Raw genomic sequence first — 17716 nt, forward strand, 5'->3', positions numbered from 1 at the left:
AGGCGTTGATTGCTGGTGCTGAGGGTAATGCGGCGGTGTTGCCGGAGCTGAAGGATCGTGTTCTGAAGCTTGCCGCGGCCCACCCGCTGTACCCGGAACTGGCTAAGGTTTCCGAGTAGCATCATCTGATTAGGATGTGGGCCCGGAAGGTGGAAATACTCGCTTTTCGGGCCCGCGGTCTTTCAACATCCAGAGGTCCAGGCGCTGCACGATACGTGCGGTGGCCGCAAGCCTCTGGAACCACACTCCACAGATCCGGGGCAGAAGCTCTCGGATTACCCAAGTTCTAAGGATGTGACCCGCTATGGCGGTTAGCGTATTCGATCTTTTCTCGGTTGGCATCGGACCGTCTTCCAGCCATACCGTGGGACCAATGCGTGCAGCACACGCATTCATTGCCCAAGTAATCCGAGAAGGCCAACTGGACGCACTGGAAAATATCCGTGTTGATGTCTACGGATCCCTGGCCGCTACCGGACGCGGCCACGGCACCTTCACTGCCATCATGCTGGGGCTTGAAGGCTTCGAACCTGAAACCGTGCTGCCATCACAGGTCGATGACCGCCTGGCGGACATGGAAGCCACTGGAATCCTCCACCTGGCCGAACAGCTGGATCAGCGCAAGGACCTGAACTACAAGGTCGAAGACATGATCCAGCATCCGCTCACCGTACTGCCGCGCCACACCAACGGCGTGAAGTTCATTGCCCTCGACGCTGACGGCAACGAAATCGCCAACGAGACCTTCTTCTCCGTAGGCGGCGGCTTCATCGTGCGCGAAGGCGCCGAAGACCGCATCGAGAAGAACCTCGAAGAGAAGCTGAACAAGCAGCCCTATCCATTCACCACGGCAGCCAAGCTGCTGGAACATGTGAAGGAAACCGGCCTGTCCATTGCCGACATCATGATGGCCAACGAAATGGCCTACCGGTCCCGCGACGAGATCCGCAACGGCTTGGTCCACATCTACGAAGTGATGGAAGACTGCAAGGATTCCGCGCTGGAACGCACCGGAGTGCTGCCAGGCGGCCTGAAAGTTCGCCGCCGTGCGCCGGAATGGCATGAACGCCTGCGCAAGGAAGACAAGGACCGGGATCCGGTCTACTGGCAGGAATGGATCAACCTCGTTGCTCTGGCCGTCAATGAGGAGAACGCCTCCGGCGGACGCGTGGTCACCGCTCCGACCAACGGCGCAGCGGGCATCATCCCAGCCGTGCTGTTCTACGCCACCCACTACGCACCGGGCGCAAAGTACTGGAATGAGGAGGAAAAGCACGACGCTGTCGTACGCTTCCTGCTCACCGCCGGTGCCGTGGGCGTGCTGTACAAGGAGCAGGCATCGATCTCCGGCGCCGAGGTCGGCTGCCAGGGCGAAGTCGGTTCAGCATCATCGATGGCTGCTGGCGGCCTGGCCGAAATCCTTGGCGGCACACCAGCACAGGTAGAGAACGCAGCGGAAATCGCCATGGAACACAACCTTGGCCTGACCTGCGACCCGATCGGCGGACTGGTCCAGATCCCTTGCATCGAACGCAACGCCATCGCTGCTTCCAAGGCAGTGAACGCGGCGAAGATGGCGCTGATGGGCGACGGCGAACACCACGTCACCTTGGATGAAGTCATTATCACCATGCGCGAAACCGGCAAGGACATGAGCGACAAGTACAAGGAAACTGCGATGGGCGGCCTGGCCGTCAACGTGGTGGAATGCTGATTTCCCAGTAACGCATGACCCAGTTCGGGAGGCCTGCACTGCAGGTCTCCCGAACTTTTTAAATGTGATCTTGGCCCCCAAGTCCGGCAATTCCAAGCCATAGCTGATAGAACTGGGACTAGGCCCAATGCGCGCTAGCGCAAACCAGTTTCGAGGAGGTGAGTGTCGTGGAAGACAGTTCTAGTCGATCTATGCACACGAACTCACCCGGACGCTCGTAGCCGAATCAGCCGAATCTGGCAGCATCCTGCCATGGGATCCCAACGAGTTCGTGACTCTTGTACATGTCACCGGCGCCTGGTCCTGCACGCAAATACTGACTGATTTATCTCCCTGTATTCATGGGGTGATCAAGCGGTGAGAAGTTGCTGGCAGGCTTGCATTCACGCGCCAAATGAACCATTTGGACCAAAATCATGTTTTCTCCAGAAAAGGTAGACTTCTCTACTATTTCGCGAGCCTTGCGCTCCCATCTCAATCACGCAGAATTCCAGCTCGCGGCAGGGCTGCTGGGCGGTCTGCACATCGCCCAGACCATTGAGCACCTCGAAGCACTGGATGCCACCGAGGCTGCCCTGGCCTACCGGCTGCTGGACAAGCAAGCCGCGGTACTGGTCTTCCAGGAACTCGACGCCCCGGTGCAAGCCGACCTGGTGCGGGCGCTGCAGTCGCAGACCGTCATCGATGCCTTCGCCCAACTCCCCGCCGCGGGACGGGTAGCGCTGCTCGATGAACTGCCAGCGATCGTGGCCACGAAACTGCTGGCAGGGCTGCCGAAGGCCAAGCGCCAGGAAACCGGAATCCTGCTGGGCTATCCGGAATCAAGCGCCGGCAGGGCGATGTCCCCGGATTTCATCGCCACCCACCCACAGCTGTCTGTGGCCGAAACCCTGGAACGCATCAGCGCACGCCTCGGGAACTGCGAGAACGCGCAGCTCATCCTGGTGATCGATGATGAACGCCGGCTGCTTGGCACCATCAAGCTCAGCGAGCTGCTCACCGAGCCGGCCGGGACAACGATCGGAGAACTGTGCACCCAGAGTCCGGTCGTCCAGGCTTGCGAGCCGGAGACGAGCGCGGCACGGGCGGTGGTGGATCGGAAGGCAGGGATGCTCCCGGTGCTTGATCGGGAAGATCGCCTGCTGGGAGTGCTGACCTTGCCCATGGCGATCGGGATCCTCGAGGATGCCGAAGAGCGCCGCTCCGCGTACGGCTCCGGAACGGATCCGCTCTTCCGCCCTTACCTGGGGACGCCATTGCGCCACCTGGTAAAGGCACGCGTCATCTGGCTGCTGGTCCTGGCTATCGGCGCGACCTTGACGGTCAAGGTGCTGTCCAGTTTCGAGCAGACACTGGAGTCGATGGTGGTGCTCAGCTTGTTCATCCCCTTGATCGTGGGCATTGGCGGGAACACCGGCAACCAGGCGGCGACCACTGTCACCCGTGCGCTGGCCATGGGGGATGTGCGGGGAAGCGACTTCTGGCGGGTGCTGATGCGCGAGGTGCGAATCGGAGCGGTCCTGGGACTGTGCCTGGGCGCCATAGCGCTGGTGGTGGCCGGGAGCATTTTCGAACTGCGCATAGGTTTGGTGATAGGCATCAGCCTGGTGGCACTGTGCAGCATTGCTGCCGCTGTCGGCGGGGTGATGCCGATCATCGGAAAATTCTTCAAGGTTGATCCTGCGGTATTTTCCAACCCCTTCATTTCAACCTTCGTGGATGCCGCCGGGCTGATCGTCTACCTGTCGGTGGCCGTGCTGATTCTTGGATAGCCAGCAGCTGCACTGGGGTGCGCGGAATAAATTCGCGCACCCCAGTGTCGTAACAGGTATGCCTCATAGCAAGCTCTTTACTGAATTTACCGTCCCGGCCAGAAGCGGAGAAGGCCTGAAGCTTCGCAACCGCGTCGTGCTTCCGCCGATGTGCCAGTATTCCGTGGAAAAACGCGACGGCGTTCCAACGACCTGGCACTTGGCTCACCTGGGTTCCATGGCCCATGGCGGATACTCCTTGGTGATCGCCGAAGCAACTGCGGTGGCAGCTGAAGGCAGGATCTCCGATCGCGATACCGGCCTGTGGAATGACGAGCAGGCCGAAGCCTGGAAACAGATTGCCCAATATATCCGCTCCCATGGGGCAGCCGCCGGCGTGCAGCTGGCGCACGCCGGAGCCAAGGCATCGACCTATGGCTGGCTCAAGGATCTTGAAGACGCTGGAAAATCCGGCAGCATCAGCGCGGACGATGGCGGCTGGGAAACCTTCACTTCCTCGCCCAGCGAGCTCTACGGGCTGAAGCCAGCTACCGCGATGAGCGTGGAACAGATCCAGGCATCGGTGCAGGACTGGGCTGATGCGGCCAAGCGTGCCGACGCGGCCGGATTCGACCTGATCCAGATCCATGCCGCGCACGGCTACCTGGTGCACCAATTCCTGTCGCCGCTGACCAATAAGCGCACCGACGAATACGGTGGCCGTTTCGAGAATCGCACTCGATACCTGCGTGAAGTCATCGAGGCAGTGGCTGCCGTGTGGCCGGAAAACAAGGCCCTGGGCATTCGCTTCTCCGGAGAAGACTGGGTGGACGATGGATGGAGCATTGCTGACACCGTTCGGATCGCCAAGGAACTCTACGGCTACGGTGTGCGCCACTTCGACCTCTCCAGTGCAGGAATTGGCAAGTTCAACGGACCGTCTGGTCCGGGCTACCAAGTGCCGTTGGCTCAGGCAGTGAAGGAAGCGCTGCCCCAGGATGCCTTCGTTACCGCGGTCGGCGTCATCACCGAGCCGATGCAGGCAGAGCAGATCGTCGTGACCGGGCAAGCGGACGGCGTCTGCGTTGGGCGCGCTGCCCTGGGCGATCCGCAGTGGGCTAACCGTTCGGCGCAGGAATTGGGTGCACCGATGGCATTCCCCGCCCAATACTGGCGCGGCCGCTGGTAAACGCAAGTTGCCATGCTGATTTCATCCAAACAACGACATAGTTTCTGGTTACCTCTTCCAGCCACTGAATAGTGATGTTAGGTTAGTGCCACGGATCTAGTCGCACCGCGGCCAAGGGTCGCGTGCGGAAGGGAGTCAGCATGGCACTACGCGCGGATTCTAATGGAATCGACGCTTCGCTCTATCGGAGAAACGGCTCGTGGAGCACAGCTCTCGTGGATGCATCGTTGGGAACCACTGCCGCCCAGGAAGCAGCAGACCGGCTTCCGGACGAGGTAGCCAAGCTGCTCAAGAGCCAGCAGGCGCAGCCCAGCGATGTCCAAGCACTGATCGGCGCACTGGAGCCAGCCCAGGGACTGCGAGCACCAGTAGCACGGTTCGTAGCTGTTCATGACGGCGAAATCGTCCTGAACGAAGTCATCCCAGGCCTCAAGGTCCAAACTTCATCGGTTGATGTGGGTCCGTTCCCGAACTTCACGGCGCTGGCCCGCGCCCGTGGCGGATCGTTCTCCTACCTCGTAGCTGAAGTCAGCAAGGACGGAGGCGAGGTGCACCTCTACAATACGGCGTCACCTGAACGCCTGGGCAGCCGTGGCATCGTCGGGTTGCCCGAGGAAATCCACCATGCACGCAAGGTGCCCGGGGAATACGACCAGCCCAAGGCGCAGGCCGCCGCCGATGAGATGGCTCGTCGAAACGCTGACGAAGTTGCCGAGCTGATCAGTGAAATGTCCAACGAGAACTACGTCCGCCTGATCATTCTTTCGGGCGACATCAAGGCTCGTGAACTAGTGCTCGGGGCAGTACCCGTGGCGCTCAAGGACTATGTAGAAGTCATCGACTCGCATACGCGCACCGGGGGTGCGGACACCAAGCAAGTCGATGCCCAAATCACCAAGCTTGTAGAGGAAGTGAAAGCCAAGTCCCTGGCTGAATTGGAATCGAAGATCGCTGCGCAGTCCGGCAACGGCAAAGCGCAGCTTGCTGTCGGTCTCGATGAAGTTGTCACTGCGCTCCAATCGGCGCAAGCCGAAATGGTGCTGGTTGGACAGTACCAAAGCGAGCATACCCTTCGCGCCTTGAGCGCCGAACCATGGATTGCCCATCAGGACGGAGATGACCATGCAGAGTTGGTCGTCGGGGAATGGCCGGCGCCAGAAGTGCTCCTGCGGGCCACTGCGCTGACCGATGCCAGCATTCGCTATGTACCGGATTCGGTGATTCCTGGCGGTGCAGGAATCGCAGCCTTGCTGCGCTGGGCCAAATCCTGAACAGTTCATTAGAAGAAACGATCCGCACAGGAAATCCTGCGCGGATCGTTTTTTGCGTTCCAGCTATCTGGTGCCTAGCGATCTGACGGGCCGGCTGCCGGGGGAGCCGGTGGGGAAACATCTGAACCGTGATCGGAGTTCTGCTGCTGTCCAGGCTGGTAGGCCGGAGGAGCCCAGTAGGCCTGGCTAGGGTGAACCGGTGGCTGGTTCATCTGCCAAGGCTGCAGCATCGGACGGCGCTCTGCTGCTGGAATCGGGCCTGCCGTACGCGCAATGCCTTGCCTGTCTGCCAGCTTCACCAGCACGAAGGTCAATAGGGCCATGAAGCACACCGAGAAGACCAGCGAGACCGGGTTGGATTCCGTGGCGTTCAGATCAACTACGCCCATTGCACCGAGCAGGAACAAGAAGGTGTTGTTGATGATGTGCATCGCCATCGCTGCTTCAAGGCCACCGGTGCGCCAGGTCAGATAGCCTGCCGCGATAGCGAACGCCGCCACATCGAGAAGCCCCCAGACATCGTAGAGATGGCCGATGGTGAAGAAGGGAACTGGAAGCAGGATGGCGAACAGTGGATGCTTCAGCCAGCTGCCGATGACCTGCATGAACGCGCCACGGAAAACAAGCTCTTCAGCTGCGCACTGGAAGGGCGTCAAGAGGATCACCAGCAGGGCATAGAACAGCGGATCGGCCGGCAGGCTGCTCGCCGGCACGGGTTCGGACTCGCCAATGCCCAAGGCGCCCAACCCGAAACTCAGCCCGAAATACACTGCGAACAAGATGGCGCTGGCACCCAACACCAGGCCGAACCAGCGCCAGCGCAATTTGCCGGCGACCGATATCAGCAAGCCGACAGGCTTGGGTCCGATGAGCAAGTAGGCGAGGTAGACCGCCGGGATCATGATGATCAGGGAGACCATGGTCATCGAGAAGTCCGTTGCCGTGGCCATGTTCAGGGTTGGATCCATGAGGAACTGATCGGGAGCCTCATCTGGATTCTCCGCAGCCCACGTCAGCGGGTTCATGATCAGTGCAATGAACATCGCCAGTATGGCGATGAGCAATGCCGCGCCGTAGAAGCCAATGCCGATGCCGGTGAACGCCAGCGGCCTCCACCAGCGGTAGTTCTCACTGCGTCTCATTAGGCGATGGAACGAATAGTTCATCTCAACCTCGGCGCCTTGCGGCAAGGGTGGCTGGTTCATTGGCAAGCTCATGGCTCAATTCTCCCGTTCCGCAGTGTTTGAAGGTATGAACCTTACGGAGGATTTATCGGGTCATCCTTTTGAATATCCAGGACCAGCTCTTCGCAACGCGGTCGGCATCCAAGGCAAACTCCAATGGGCTAGCTCTTACACTGGGAAAGAACGATTCGCCTTCTTTGATTTGGAGCAGCACCACGTGGGCCATCATCACCATGACGAACCGATTTTGCAGGATCCCCGGCGCCGGCGGCGTGCCTCGATCATCTTATGGGCGCTGCTTGCGCCTATCGGCGCCCTGGCCCTGGTCATGGTCATCTTGTTGTGGCCGCAAGGCAACTACGACAAGTTTGCCCTGAACGGAGCCATGGACACTACCGGTGGCGCAACGATGGAAGTGGGCACTGTCACGCGCAGCACAGTCCAGGACTGCCCGTCTTCCCAGGGGTTGGAAGAAGTTGGTGGCAAGGTTCTCGAATGCCAAGTCACCTACGTGATGCCCGAATCCGGAGGCGCGGAGATCCAATTGGAAATCCCACCGGAAATGCTGCAATCACGTGATGCGCGCGCGGGCGACAGCATTCGATACCTTGATCTCTCCGCGGTGGACACCACCAGCGGCAGCCCGTACGTATTCGTTGACTTCGTGCGCACTTTGCCCATGGCACTGCTGGCCATCGCCTATGGCGTGGTCGTGGTGCTGGTCGCCGGATGGCGCGGCACGCGGGCGATGATCGGCTTGGTCGGTGGCATCGCCTTCATGATCATCTTCATGGTTCCGGCCTTGCTTGAAGGCGGCAATCCGGTCCTGGTGGGACTCACCGGTTCTACCGCCATCATGTTTGTCGCGTTGTATTTCGCCCATGGGCTGAACGCGAAAACATCCACAGCGCTGCTGGGAACGCTCTTTGGCCTGGCGGTGACCGCGGCGATGGTGCTTTGGTTGACCGATGCGGCCGCTTTGACTGGAGCCAACGATGAATCGGCAATCACCCTATCGACGGTGGCCCCGCAAATTTCCCTGCCCGGCTTGCTGATCTGCGGCGTGCTGGTTGGCGGCATGGGTGTGCTCAATGACGTGACAATTACCCAGTCGGCAACCGTCTGGGAACTGGCAGAGAGCACGCCCAAGGCCTCGGCCAGGGAACTGTTCTTCCGCGGCATGCGCATCGGCCGGGACCATATCGCTTCGACCGTATACACCATCGCCTTCGCCTACGCCGGTGCGGCCCTGCCGGTGCTGGCCATTGCGGCGCTGAGCAACCAGAGTTTCGGGGTCACCCTCGGCTCCGGCGCCATGGCTGAAGAGGTCATCCGAATCCTGATTGGTTCCATCGGATTGGTATTGGCGATCCCGGTAACCACCGCCATTGCAGTGATGGTGGTGAAAGCTACCGGCACCGGTGGTGCCCACGGCAAGCGGGCTTTGCAGAGTGTAACCTCCGACTCCTAGGTGCGAACCATTCTCATATGTAATGTAGAATAGTTCTCAATAGCGATCCGATTTAGATGGAGACCACCATGAAGAACTACCGCTCGCTGCTCGCAGCTGCCGTCGCCCTGCCCGCTGCCGGACTGATCCTTGCCGGATGCGGTAGCGCCACGGGAAGCGAATCGAAGGACGCGGAATCTGCAGGGATCAGCGTAGTGGCCACGACGAACGTCTACGGACAGATCGCCCGTGCCATTGGTGGAGATAGCGTGGAGGTCAGCGAGATCATCACTTCGGCCGCACAGGATCCGCACTCCTATGAGCCAACCGCACGCGACAAGCTTGCGATATCCAGCGCGGACCTGGTCCTTGCCAATGGTGGCGGATATGACCAATTCATGGACTCTCTCGTTTCTTCGCTACCGGAAGGCAAGTCTGGAGAGATCACGCTCATGCACGCTGTGGACTCCTCGCCGGTAGCTGCGGAATCCGAAGAGGCCGGGCATGAGGGCGAAAGTGCCGAGGAGCATGCGCAGCACGCTGATGAGGGCGGCCATGAGGGCGAAAGCGTCGAGGAGCATGCGCAGCACGCTGATGAGGGCGGCCATGAGGGCGAAAGCGCTGAGGAGCATGCGCAGCACGCTGATGAGGGCGGCCATGAGGGCGAAAGCGCCGAGGAGCATGCGCAGCACGCTGAAGAGGGCGGCCATGAGGGCCACGACCACGCGGGCTACAACGAGCACATCTGGTACGACCTGGATTCCATGGGTGAACTTGCTGATGCACTGGCCGAGTCCTTCGCCAAGGCCGATACCGCCAACGCGGATCAGTACAAGCAGAACGCAGCAGCCTTCAACGAAGGGATCGGGAAACTCGAAGCCCAGCTCGAAACCGCCAAGCTGGATGGCAAGAGCTTCATGATGACCGAGCCGGTTCCATTCCACTTGCTGGAAGCAGCCGGCATGGAGAACACCACTCCTGAAGGGCTGAGCGAAGCCATCGAAGAGGGCGAGGGCATTGCGCCGATGACCATGAAGAAGGCTGAAGACAAGCTCGTTGCTGGCGACGCTGACATGCTTGCCTACAACGTGCAGACCGAAGGCAGCGAAACCAAGGCGCTGAAGAAGAACGCTGAGCGGGGACAGGTACCTGTAGTCGACTTTGCAGAAACCATTCAGGATGATTCCAGCTACCTCGAATGGATGGAATCCAACATTTCCGACTTGGCTTCCGCAATCAACGGCTAAACCTACGTAAACTAAATGCATGGCATTGTTCTCTTCCCAGATAACGCAAGCGACAGGTAAAGCACGCTCCCTCATTGCGGAGCGGTCTGTTCGAGCGGAGATCGCTCACTCGGACCGGGGAATCGAGCAAGCCGACCATGTGCTTTTCTTCGCCGAGGGGCCCGGGCAGTTCTACCAGCTCGGAGTCTGGCTGGGTACCTTCGAGCGACTGGCTGCCCAGGGTCTCAACGTCGGCGTGGTGCTCATGGACGCATTAAGCGCACGACACGCGCTGGCAGAGTCGAACCTGCCGATATTGTTCTCGCGTTCCATGGAGCAGATCGAGAATAAGCTGAGCGAGTGGAATACCAAATCCATCAATTACGTGAACAACGCCCAGCGGAACTTCACGATGCTGCGCTTCAACGGACCGGCGCATATTCACTTGAACCACGGTGAGAGCGAAAAGGCCTCCATGGTCTCCAACCAGCTCAAGGCCTACGATTTCGCCTGCGTGGCTGGTGCTGCCGCGGTAGAGCGCATCACCGAGAACATCTCCCGTTTCGACCCATCGCATCTGGTGCAGATCGGACGCCCGCAGCTCGATGAACTGGAATTGCCCGGCCCTTCGGAGAAGATCCGGGTTCTCTACGCACCGACTTGGGAGGGCGACTCGCAAGCCATGGCGTACTCCTCGGTGGCTACTTTGGGCGAGAGAATTCTGGCCCAGCTGAGCAACGATGAGCGTTTCGAAGTACGTTTCCGTCCTCATCCGAAGACCGGTGATGTGTCCGCAGAGGCAAAGAAGGCCGTGGTAAGCCTGAAAAGCAACTACGCTGCCACCGTGGATGCGCTCAGCGACGCGGCGCAGTCCTTGGTGTGGGCGGATGTGGCCATCTGCGACACCTCGGCGATGGCCTATGACGCGGTAGCGCTCAACATCCCGCTGCTGCTGGCCGGAGACCCCCAAAGCAAGCTCCATTCAGGGTTGCCATTGGACCAGCGGCTGGGCAACGCCAACGGACTGGCGCAGCGGGTTGCGGATCTTGCCGCATCCTCGGTTGCCGGGGCGCAAAAACAGCTGGCACAGTACTTCTTTGCCACCACAGAACCCGGGGTGGCTACGAGGAAGCTGAGCCAGCTGCTTTCGAGCCTCTAGCCTTCTGGGCCTAGCGCTGCTTGAAGACCGTATCCTGCCATTCGCGATGGGCGGCGGGATCATGGGAGATCATTACGTGCTTGACATTGGTGTACTCATCGAAGGAATACTGGCTCATGTCCTTGCCCATCCCCGAAGCCTTGTAGCCTCCATGCGGCATGTCGGAAACGATCAGGATATGCTCGTTGATCCACACGCAACCGGCCTGGATTTCGGCGCTGGCACGCATCGCGCGGTCAACGTTCTTGGTCCATGCGCTCGCCGCCAGGCCATACGGGGTGTCGTTGGCCAATTCGATGGCTTCGTCATCGGTATCGAATGCCAACGCCGCCAGGACCGGACCGAAGACTTCCTGCTGCACGATCTCTGAATCCTGCGCAGCTCCCACCACCAGGGTAGGACGGTAGAACCAGCCATCGCCCGGAAGCTGCTTGCCTCCGGCAAGCACCGTTGCTCCGGCATCCTTGGCACGCTCAACCATCGAGGAAACCTTCTGCAGGTGGGCTTCGCTGATCATCGAACCCATGTCGGTATCGGGATCGGTCGGATCTCCCACCACCATGGCCTCCATCAGTTCGGCCACCTTGCTGGTGAACTTCTCGAAGACCGAGGAATGCACGTACGCGCGCGTGGCGGCGGTGCAATCCTGTCCGGAATTGATCGTCGAGCCGGCCACCGCACCATGTGCGGCAGCTTCGATATCGGCATCATCGAAGACCACCATCGGCGCCTTGCCGCCGAGTTCAAGATGAACCCGGGTACCGGTCTCGGCCGCCATGGACATGATCTTCAGGCCCACGGCGGTCGAACCGGTGAACGATGTCATCTTCACCAGCTTGTGGCGCACCAAGGGCGAGCCAACGCTGGGCCCGTCGCCAACGACAATGTTGATCACGCCGTCCGGCAACCCGGCATCCTTGGCGGCCCGGGCAAAGAGTACCGAGGTGCCCGGGGTCAGCTCGCTGGGCTTGAGTACAATCGTGTTGCCGGCGGCAATCGCTGGCAGGACCTTCCACGCAGCCATCTGCAGCGGGTAGTTCCACGGGCTGATCGAACCGATCACGCCGATAGCTTCACGGCGAACCATCGAGGTGGTGTTGCCCGCGTAGTCCCCGGCGGCCAATCCCTGCAAATTGCGTGCAGCGCCAGCAAAGAAATTCACGTTGTCGATGGAACCGGGCACATCGAATTGGGTCGACATGCGGATGCTCTTGCCGGTCTGAGCGGTTTCCAGGGCGGCGATTTCATCGGCATGCTTTTCCAGTTCGCGAGCGAATGCCAGCAGGTGGTCGGCCCGTTCGCCCGGGGTCAGCCGGGACCAGGTCTTGAAGGCACCGGCGGCCGCCTGCACCGCCTGGTCAACCTGCTCGCCGGTCGCGGTATCCACGTCCAGCAGCTTCTTTCCGGTGGCTGGATTCGCGCGCTCCAGCACCGGGCCGTGCCCGCGGACCTGCTGGCCATTGATGAACTGGTGTCCAAGGGAACTATCGTAGTAGGCCATGTGAATTCTCCTAGGGGGATTCAGAGGGTGATATAGATCTTGCGCAGGGTTTCGGTGACGATCCAACGGGTTCTCATGCCCGCATGGAGCCGGACAACGCTGCCTGGAACCAGCACCAGTTCTTGGGCACCGAAACCTTCGGTTTCCAGAATCTGCACCGTCGCGCACCCGGCAAGCACCACGAAGTACTCGTCCGCTTCAATATCCTGCATGGCGCCGCGGGACATCTCCCAGACGCCGATTTCTGCATCCCCGAGGGTGCCCAGCTCGCGGTAGCCTGCGGTTGCGGATGCCTGACCGGCGACCACCTGCTCGTCGCCGATGGCAACATGCTTGACCTCAAGGGCATCGGCTTGGACGATGCCGGCTTGAAGTATTCTTCCAGGCATCAGGAATCGAACCCCATTCCGATCTTATCCATCAGCTTCAAGAAGGCCGAGCGCTCGCCTCGATTGCGATCGGCCTTGACCAGCTGGCTTGTCATCAGGTTCACGCCCACCCATGCGGCAGGTTCCGGCGGGAATGGGATCGGCTTGGTACGCACCAGTTCCAATTCGGTCAGCTCGGTCTTCTGGCCCGAGAGCAGATCCAGCATGACCCTTGCACCGAAACGGGTAGCGCCGACACCGAGGCCGGTGAAGCCTGCACAGTAGGCGACCTTGCCGCCGTAGGCCAGATCGAAGAAGGAGAAGAAGCGGGAGCAGGTATCAATGGCGCCACCCCACGCATGAGAGAACTTCACCTGTGAGAGGTCCGGGAAGCTGCCGAAGAAATGCGCGGCGAGCTTCTCGAAGGTCTGCTGGTTGGTGTCGTAGCTGGAGCGGACCTTGCCCCCGAAGTGGTAGACCGCGTCGTAGCCGCCGTAGAGAATGCGGAAGTTCCCTTCGGCGTCGATGGTTGGGCGGGCATAGTGGAACCGGTTGTTCAGGTCGGCCAAGCCCACCATGTTCTCCCAGCCGATGGCCGCGCGCTGCTGCGCAGTGAGCGGCTCAGTCATCAGCGCGTAGTCGTATACCGGCACAATTCGGGAGCGGTGGCGCTTGAGCAGAGACGGGAAAACATTGGTTGCCAGGGCCACATGCTTGGCGGTGATCTGCCCGTCGGCGGTCAGCACCTGGACCTGCGTGCCGGCATTGTTCATCTCCACGGCGTGGGTATGCTCGTAGAACTCGACGCCTAGCTCGCTGCAGACGCGGGCAAGTTCCCAGACCAGCTTGGCGGGGTGGACCAGCGCGGTTGAGTCATGGTCACGGGCGCCGGCCAAGAAGTCTGGCGAATTGATCAGTTGCCTTACCGCGCCGGCATCGAGGTAGTCGACACCCGGTGCCTCAGCTTCCTCGGCCACCCACGCAATCTGATGCTGTTCGGTGGCCACGCTGAGCGCGCCCTCGCGGACGAAGTCCACGTCCATTGCATAGCGGCGCACCGTCGCTTCGAACTCGTCGAGGTTCTTCCTGCCGAGCTCCGCAAGCAGCGCATTTTCCTTGGGCAGATGGTTTTCTCCGTTGGCCTCGCCATGGACCAGGGAGGCTTCGCAGAAGCCGCCATTGCGCCCGGAAGCAGCCCAGCCCAAGCGCTGGCCCTCGATCAGTACGACCCTTCGGCCGGGGTTCTGCTCCTTGGCTTGGAGCGCGGTCCACAATCCGGTGTAGCCGCCGCCGATAATCAGCAAGTCGGTGGTGAGTGAGCCATGCAGCGCCGGGTGGGGTGCGGGGCGGTGCTCATGATCCAGCCAGTAGCTGGTGCGCTTGGCGCCGGCCAATGCTCGGGAGATCAGGGTGGGGGAGACTTCGGCTTCATGCCTGTCAAAAGTCAGGTCATTGGTGCTGTTCATTGGTTCTTTCCTCGAAGGTAGCGGGTTCGGCAGGCGCTATCGAGGCAGGGGAACGACCAGTGGTCCGTGCGGCTTTGCCGTCTGCTGGGCACCGGGGATGCCAGTTGAGTGCCAATCGGCGGCCAAGGCTATCCCTCTTCTCGGAAAGATGAATACAAATTGAATGTGATTCATTACTCATCTAAGCCTGCGCCGCTCGGGGTTGTCAAGGTCCCGAAGCCAAGCCGAAACCCGGCCTTCGAAACAGCAAAGCACTGCTTCGAAGACCGGGCCTGGTCATGCGGGAACCGCGACCGGTTTGCCGCTAGTGAATTGATGCGCCCGTCCCGGGAAATGGCGGCTGAGCCAAGCCGCGCCGAACATCAGGAGGAATTCGGCGGCCGCAACTCCCAGCATCACCGGTGCATGCCCGGCGCCATGCGCAGCGTGGGACGCGTGATGGCCGCCAAACCACGGCATGCCGATCACCATCGCCACATGGGAGGTGCCCATGAGCGCGCTCATCACCAGCAGGCGCAGGGGAGAACCGCCGCGCAGCACGCACCAGGAGCATTTGATGCACCACAAGGTCATGGCAAGCAATGCCAGGTTCCACCACAAGGAGTGCGGCATCAGTGCCAGAACCAGCAGGTGGGTTGCGGCCAGGCCCAGCGAAGCGGCTCCCAGGGCAATGTGTCCGGCCGGCACCCTGGCCGCGTGGCTAGTCGCCGCTGCCACAGCAACCGTCTGATTCCTTGGTGGCGCAGCAGCCGTGCTGGATGGGGGCTGGAACATCAAGGACAGGGGAGCGGTCGAAGAAGCCCTCGGGACGGATGGTGAAGCCAACGGTGTCCACAGGCATCATCGGCCAGTCCTCAGTCCGCGGGAAGTGGGTCAACGCGAAGGTGTGCCACAGGCTGATCTGCTCGCCGTCGATGTTCTTGTCATCCTCGATCCACGAGCCAATGCCGTCAACGCCCGGGTTCTGGTTCACGAAGTCACCGGTTGGATAGCGGTGGCCGTCCTCCCGCTTGGTCACCCACAGGGCCTTGGAGGCGAATTCTGCGCGACGATGGATGGAGGATCCTTCGGCGGCCAGCAGGGTCGGCAGACCCTGGGACATCAGCTTGTAGCCCACCGGCTTGCCGAGGTAGTTCTTCGAATCCGGGTTGGTCACCACCCAAGTGCGGCCGGCGGTCGGATTGCTATCGCGTACCGCCTGCTTCTCGGTAGCCAGCACCGTGTGGCTGCGGGTGAAGGCGTTGCCCCGGGGGTTCTCCTTGCTGATGGGCAGGCGCACGGCTTCTTCTTCGATGACGCGGCTGGGTCCGCCGTCCAGGGCGAAGTCCAGCCGGGCGCCGAAGATGTGCTGGTGGAAGGGCGCGCCCAGGCCAGGCGCCATTTCCGAGGAGTAGCGCTCGTCGAGCATGGCCGAGGTGAACACGATGCCGGTGGCCTTGGCCTCGAATTCGATGGTGCCGTCCAGGTACAGGTACCAGTAGAAGCCGTAGTCGTAGTTGCCCACGGTAGTGAAGAAGCTGATCACCAGGCGGCGGTTGCGGCGCGTGTACTTCACGCCTGACCAGTCATCGGCGTGCTTGGAGAGGATCGAGGCGTCTTCCTCGTGCATGCAGATGCCGTTGGTGATCTTCTGCGCATTGCCATCTGCGTCGGTGACCACAGGGGAGATGTAGTGGATTTCGCCCAGGCAGTCGCAGCCCAGCTCCAGCGAGTTGGCCAGGCGCCCGATCAGGTACTCGCCGGTGTCGAAGTAGTTCTGCCAGCTGCGCACCGGGGAAGGGTCCCCGTAGGGGACTACCATTTCCGCGATGGACGCACGATCCAGGATGCGGCGTTCGGTGCCCCGATCGTTGAAGGCGATGTTGTAGAGCACCAGCCCTTCGCGCATGTCGAAACCGATATCCAGCGACCATTTCTCCCACTCGACGTGGTTGCCTGCGCTGACCGTGAAGCTGGCGCCCTCAGGCTGGGTGATCTCGATGGGCTTCTGGGTGGTGCGCACCGGGCCAGTGAGTTCCGGATCCGTGTAGTTGCCGTGGGTTTCGGGCACAGGGATGACTTCCAGGTCCAGCAGCTGGTCGATCTTTCCGGCGATGGTGTCAATGTAAACCACCAGTCCATCAACGGGATGGGCCCAGGCGGAGTCTTCGGCGAAATCCTGGCGGAAGGCCAGGCCGCGCAGGATGCGGCGCCCGGCTTCTTGCGGGTACTCGTCCTCGTAGACACCTGCGGAGAGCGGGGCAACGCGCACCTGTTCTGGCGTCAGATTGCGCTTGGCCAGAGCGGCCGCCCACTGCGGATCGGCAATCAGGATGGCCTCCACCATTTCGAATTCCTCCAGCAGCACGGGCATCTGCCCCACCTTGGCCGGATCCAGGTCGATTCGGGAGTGCACGGCCTGCGCGCCCAAGTCCAGGACGACGTCCTTGGGTGAGTTGGCCAGCTTGTCCATGAGCATGACGCGGACAAAACGTCCGGGGCGGTCAGCGCGTGGATCTTCCAGGCCCATGTAGGCGATGCGGGTGTTCTCGGTGAAAAGCTGGTGGCTGACCAGCAATTCCTTGGCGGTGGCAATCTCTGCTTCGCTGAGCAGGGTGAAATCCGTGGTGGTGGTGATTGGCATGGGAGTGGCTCCTTCGGCACTGAAGTGTGATCTGCGGCATTTATTATTCTCTAGTTGTAGAGAATACGGACGGGGTCAATGTGACGCAAGCCCTTGCTTGAAATAAATTGTTTTTCGCTAATCTTGAACCATGCCGAAAATCGTGGACCATGATCAGCGTCGCCGGGAGATTGTCGAAGTCACTTGGAGGTTCATTGCCCGCGAAGGCATCGAGAAGCTGAATCTGCGTGATTTGGCGGCCGCGGCCGGCTATTCAAATGGCGCCTTCAAGCCCTACTTCCCGACGCGCGATTCGCTGCTGGTTGCCACGTTCCGCTACGTGGCCGAGGCTACCGACCGGCGCATCGCCCGCATGTGCCAGGGGCAAGCCGGGCTGGGTGCGCTGGAGGCGTTCGCGCGCGAAGTGCTCCCGCTTGATGAGCTGCGGCGCAATGAAGCCCGCATTGCTGTGCACTTCTGGCATCTGGCCCTCGGGGACCGTGCGCTGGCTGCGGTCAATGCGCAAACTATGGACCGGTGGCGCGAGCTCATCGACCAATGGCTTGGACAGCTGCTGGGTCCGGAACATCCCGCGGCGCGTGTTGCCCGCGACTCGATGATCAATTTCCTGATGGGCGCTCAGGCCAGCAGCGTGCTCGATGAAGCTGTCAACACCGCCGAGTCGCTCGAAGCGCAGCTGCAATACCGCCTGGATGCCTTGCGCCGCCTGCACCCCCAGAGCTAGGCGGATATTCTCCGCGCGAAGAAAATAGTGACTTTTCGCTTCGCTCGGCGTACTCTCATTCGTGATGCCCGACACAGTTGATGGGCTTCA

14 protein-coding genes are annotated in these 17716 nt (G+C 60.9%); 8 read left to right on the forward strand and 6 right to left on the reverse strand.

Annotation, left to right across the window (positions count from 1 at the left end):
- The first annotated feature begins 304 nt into the window (after positions 1–304).
- The 4 genes from EDF61_RS05490 to EDF61_RS05505 all read left to right on the forward strand — a co-directional run bounded on the left by EDF61_RS05490 (position 305) and on the right by EDF61_RS05505 (position 5925).
- A complete protein-coding gene (locus EDF61_RS05490) occupies positions 305–1714 on the forward strand; it encodes an L-serine ammonia-lyase (protein WP_105657073.1) in 1410 nt (469 codons plus the stop codon).
- Between the two features lie 416 nt (positions 1715–2130).
- The gene (gene mgtE, locus EDF61_RS05495; RefSeq protein WP_133833514.1) at positions 2131–3486 is read left to right on the forward strand and encodes a magnesium transporter; all 1356 of its coding nucleotides are present in this window, start codon (positions 2131–2133) and stop codon (positions 3484–3486) included.
- Between the two features lie 58 nt (positions 3487–3544).
- Positions 3545–4654 (forward strand): oxidoreductase, encoded by a 1110-nt coding sequence (locus tag EDF61_RS05500; RefSeq protein ID WP_133833515.1) that lies wholly within the window; start codon positions 3545–3547, stop codon positions 4652–4654.
- A gap of 140 nt (positions 4655–4794) precedes the next feature.
- Complete coding sequence (locus tag EDF61_RS05505) at positions 4795–5925, forward strand: baeRF2 domain-containing protein (protein ID WP_286134138.1); 1131 nt, start codon at positions 4795–4797, stop codon at positions 5923–5925.
- Positions 5926–5999: 74 nt separating this feature from the next.
- Here EDF61_RS05505 and EDF61_RS05510 read toward each other — a convergent pair whose 3' ends face one another.
- On the reverse strand, positions 6000–7067 hold the full coding sequence (locus EDF61_RS05510; protein WP_166650705.1) for a CPBP family intramembrane glutamic endopeptidase: 1068 nt from the start codon (positions 7065–7067) through the stop codon (positions 6000–6002).
- A 259-nt stretch (positions 7068–7326) separates the two neighbouring features.
- Here EDF61_RS05510 and EDF61_RS05515 point away from each other — a divergent pair, with 259 nt between their 5' ends.
- From EDF61_RS05515 to EDF61_RS05525, 3 genes are all read left to right on the forward strand, one after another.
- Positions 7327–8580, forward strand: coding sequence for a YibE/F family protein (locus EDF61_RS05515; RefSeq protein WP_105657068.1), 1254 nt, complete (start codon positions 7327–7329; stop codon positions 8578–8580).
- A gap of 68 nt (positions 8581–8648) precedes the next feature.
- Positions 8649–9806: a metal ABC transporter solute-binding protein, Zn/Mn family gene (locus EDF61_RS05520; protein ID WP_166650706.1), complete on the forward strand. Its 1158-nt coding sequence runs from the start codon at positions 8649–8651 to the stop codon at positions 9804–9806.
- Positions 9807–9825: 19 nt separating this feature from the next.
- Positions 9826–10944: a CDP-glycerol glycerophosphotransferase family protein gene (locus EDF61_RS05525; protein WP_133833517.1), complete on the forward strand. Its 1119-nt coding sequence runs from the start codon at positions 9826–9828 to the stop codon at positions 10942–10944.
- A 10-nt stretch (positions 10945–10954) separates the two neighbouring features.
- Here the strand turns inward: EDF61_RS05525 and EDF61_RS05530 are convergent, their stop codons facing one another.
- The 5 genes from EDF61_RS05530 to EDF61_RS05550 form a co-directional block, all read right to left on the reverse strand.
- The gene (locus EDF61_RS05530; protein WP_133833518.1) at positions 10955–12445 is read right to left on the reverse strand and encodes a gamma-aminobutyraldehyde dehydrogenase; all 1491 of its coding nucleotides are present in this window, start codon (positions 12443–12445) and stop codon (positions 10955–10957) included.
- A 20-nt stretch (positions 12446–12465) separates the two neighbouring features.
- Positions 12466–12834 carry a cupin domain-containing protein gene (locus EDF61_RS05535; protein ID WP_133833519.1) on the reverse strand — a complete coding sequence of 123 codons (369 nt, stop codon included), beginning with the start codon at positions 12832–12834 and terminating at the stop codon, positions 12466–12468.
- Positions 12834–14279, reverse strand: a complete 1446-nt coding sequence (locus tag EDF61_RS05540) for an NAD(P)/FAD-dependent oxidoreductase (protein ID WP_133833520.1) — start codon at positions 14277–14279, stop codon at positions 12834–12836. Before EDF61_RS05540 ends, EDF61_RS05535 begins: the two co-directional genes overlap by 1 nt.
- Positions 14280–14555: 276 nt before the next feature.
- Entirely contained in the window at positions 14556–14996 is a 441-nt protein-coding gene (locus EDF61_RS05545) for a hypothetical protein (RefSeq protein WP_133833521.1), read from the reverse strand.
- Positions 14980–16902: a primary-amine oxidase gene (locus EDF61_RS05550; protein WP_133833522.1), complete on the reverse strand. Its 1923-nt coding sequence runs from the start codon at positions 16900–16902 to the stop codon at positions 14980–14982. The genes EDF61_RS05545 and EDF61_RS05550 overlap by 17 nt, the downstream gene beginning before the upstream one ends.
- Positions 16903–17032: 130 nt before the next feature.
- Here EDF61_RS05550 and EDF61_RS05555 point away from each other — a divergent pair, with 130 nt between their 5' ends.
- Entirely contained in the window at positions 17033–17626 is a 594-nt protein-coding gene (locus EDF61_RS05555) for a TetR/AcrR family transcriptional regulator (RefSeq protein ID WP_133833523.1), read from the forward strand.
- Positions 17627–17716: the final 90 nt, after the last annotated feature.

It is taken from the genome of Arthrobacter sp. JUb115 (assembly GCF_004365035.1).
Lineage (GTDB): Bacteria > Actinomycetota > Actinomycetes > Actinomycetales > Micrococcaceae > Glutamicibacter.

Excerpts from the sequence above, each read along its gene's own strand:
- EDF61_RS05490 (WP_105657073.1), top strand. The coding sequence starts at position 305 with ATGGCGGTTAGCGTATTCGATCTTTTCTCGGTTGGCATCGGACCGTCT.
- mgtE (WP_133833514.1), top strand. The coding sequence starts at position 2,131 with ATGTTTTCTCCAGAAAAGGTAGACTTCTCTACTATTTCGCGAGCCTTG.
- EDF61_RS05500 (WP_133833515.1), top strand. The coding sequence starts at position 3,545 with ATGCCTCATAGCAAGCTCTTTACTGAATTTACCGTCCCGGCCAGAAGC.
- EDF61_RS05505 (WP_286134138.1), top strand. The coding sequence starts at position 4,795 with ATGGCACTACGCGCGGATTCTAATGGAATCGACGCTTCGCTCTATCGG.
- EDF61_RS05510 (WP_166650705.1), bottom strand. The coding sequence starts at position 7,067 with ATGAGACGCAGTGAGAACTACCGCTGGTGGAGGCCGCTGGCGTTCACC.
- EDF61_RS05520 (WP_166650706.1), top strand. The coding sequence starts at position 8,649 with ATGAAGAACTACCGCTCGCTGCTCGCAGCTGCCGTCGCCCTGCCCGCT.
- EDF61_RS05525 (WP_133833517.1), top strand. The coding sequence starts at position 9,826 with ATGGCATTGTTCTCTTCCCAGATAACGCAAGCGACAGGTAAAGCACGC.
- EDF61_RS05530 (WP_133833518.1), bottom strand. The coding sequence starts at position 12,445 with ATGGCCTACTACGATAGTTCCCTTGGACACCAGTTCATCAATGGCCAG.
- EDF61_RS05535 (WP_133833519.1), bottom strand. The coding sequence starts at position 12,834 with ATGCCTGGAAGAATACTTCAAGCCGGCATCGTCCAAGCCGATGCCCTT.
- EDF61_RS05540 (WP_133833520.1), bottom strand. The coding sequence starts at position 14,279 with ATGAACAGCACCAATGACCTGACTTTTGACAGGCATGAAGCCGAAGTC.
- EDF61_RS05550 (WP_133833522.1), bottom strand. The coding sequence starts at position 16,902 with ATGCCAATCACCACCACCACGGATTTCACCCTGCTCAGCGAAGCAGAG.
- EDF61_RS05555 (WP_133833523.1), top strand. The coding sequence starts at position 17,033 with ATGCCGAAAATCGTGGACCATGATCAGCGTCGCCGGGAGATTGTCGAA.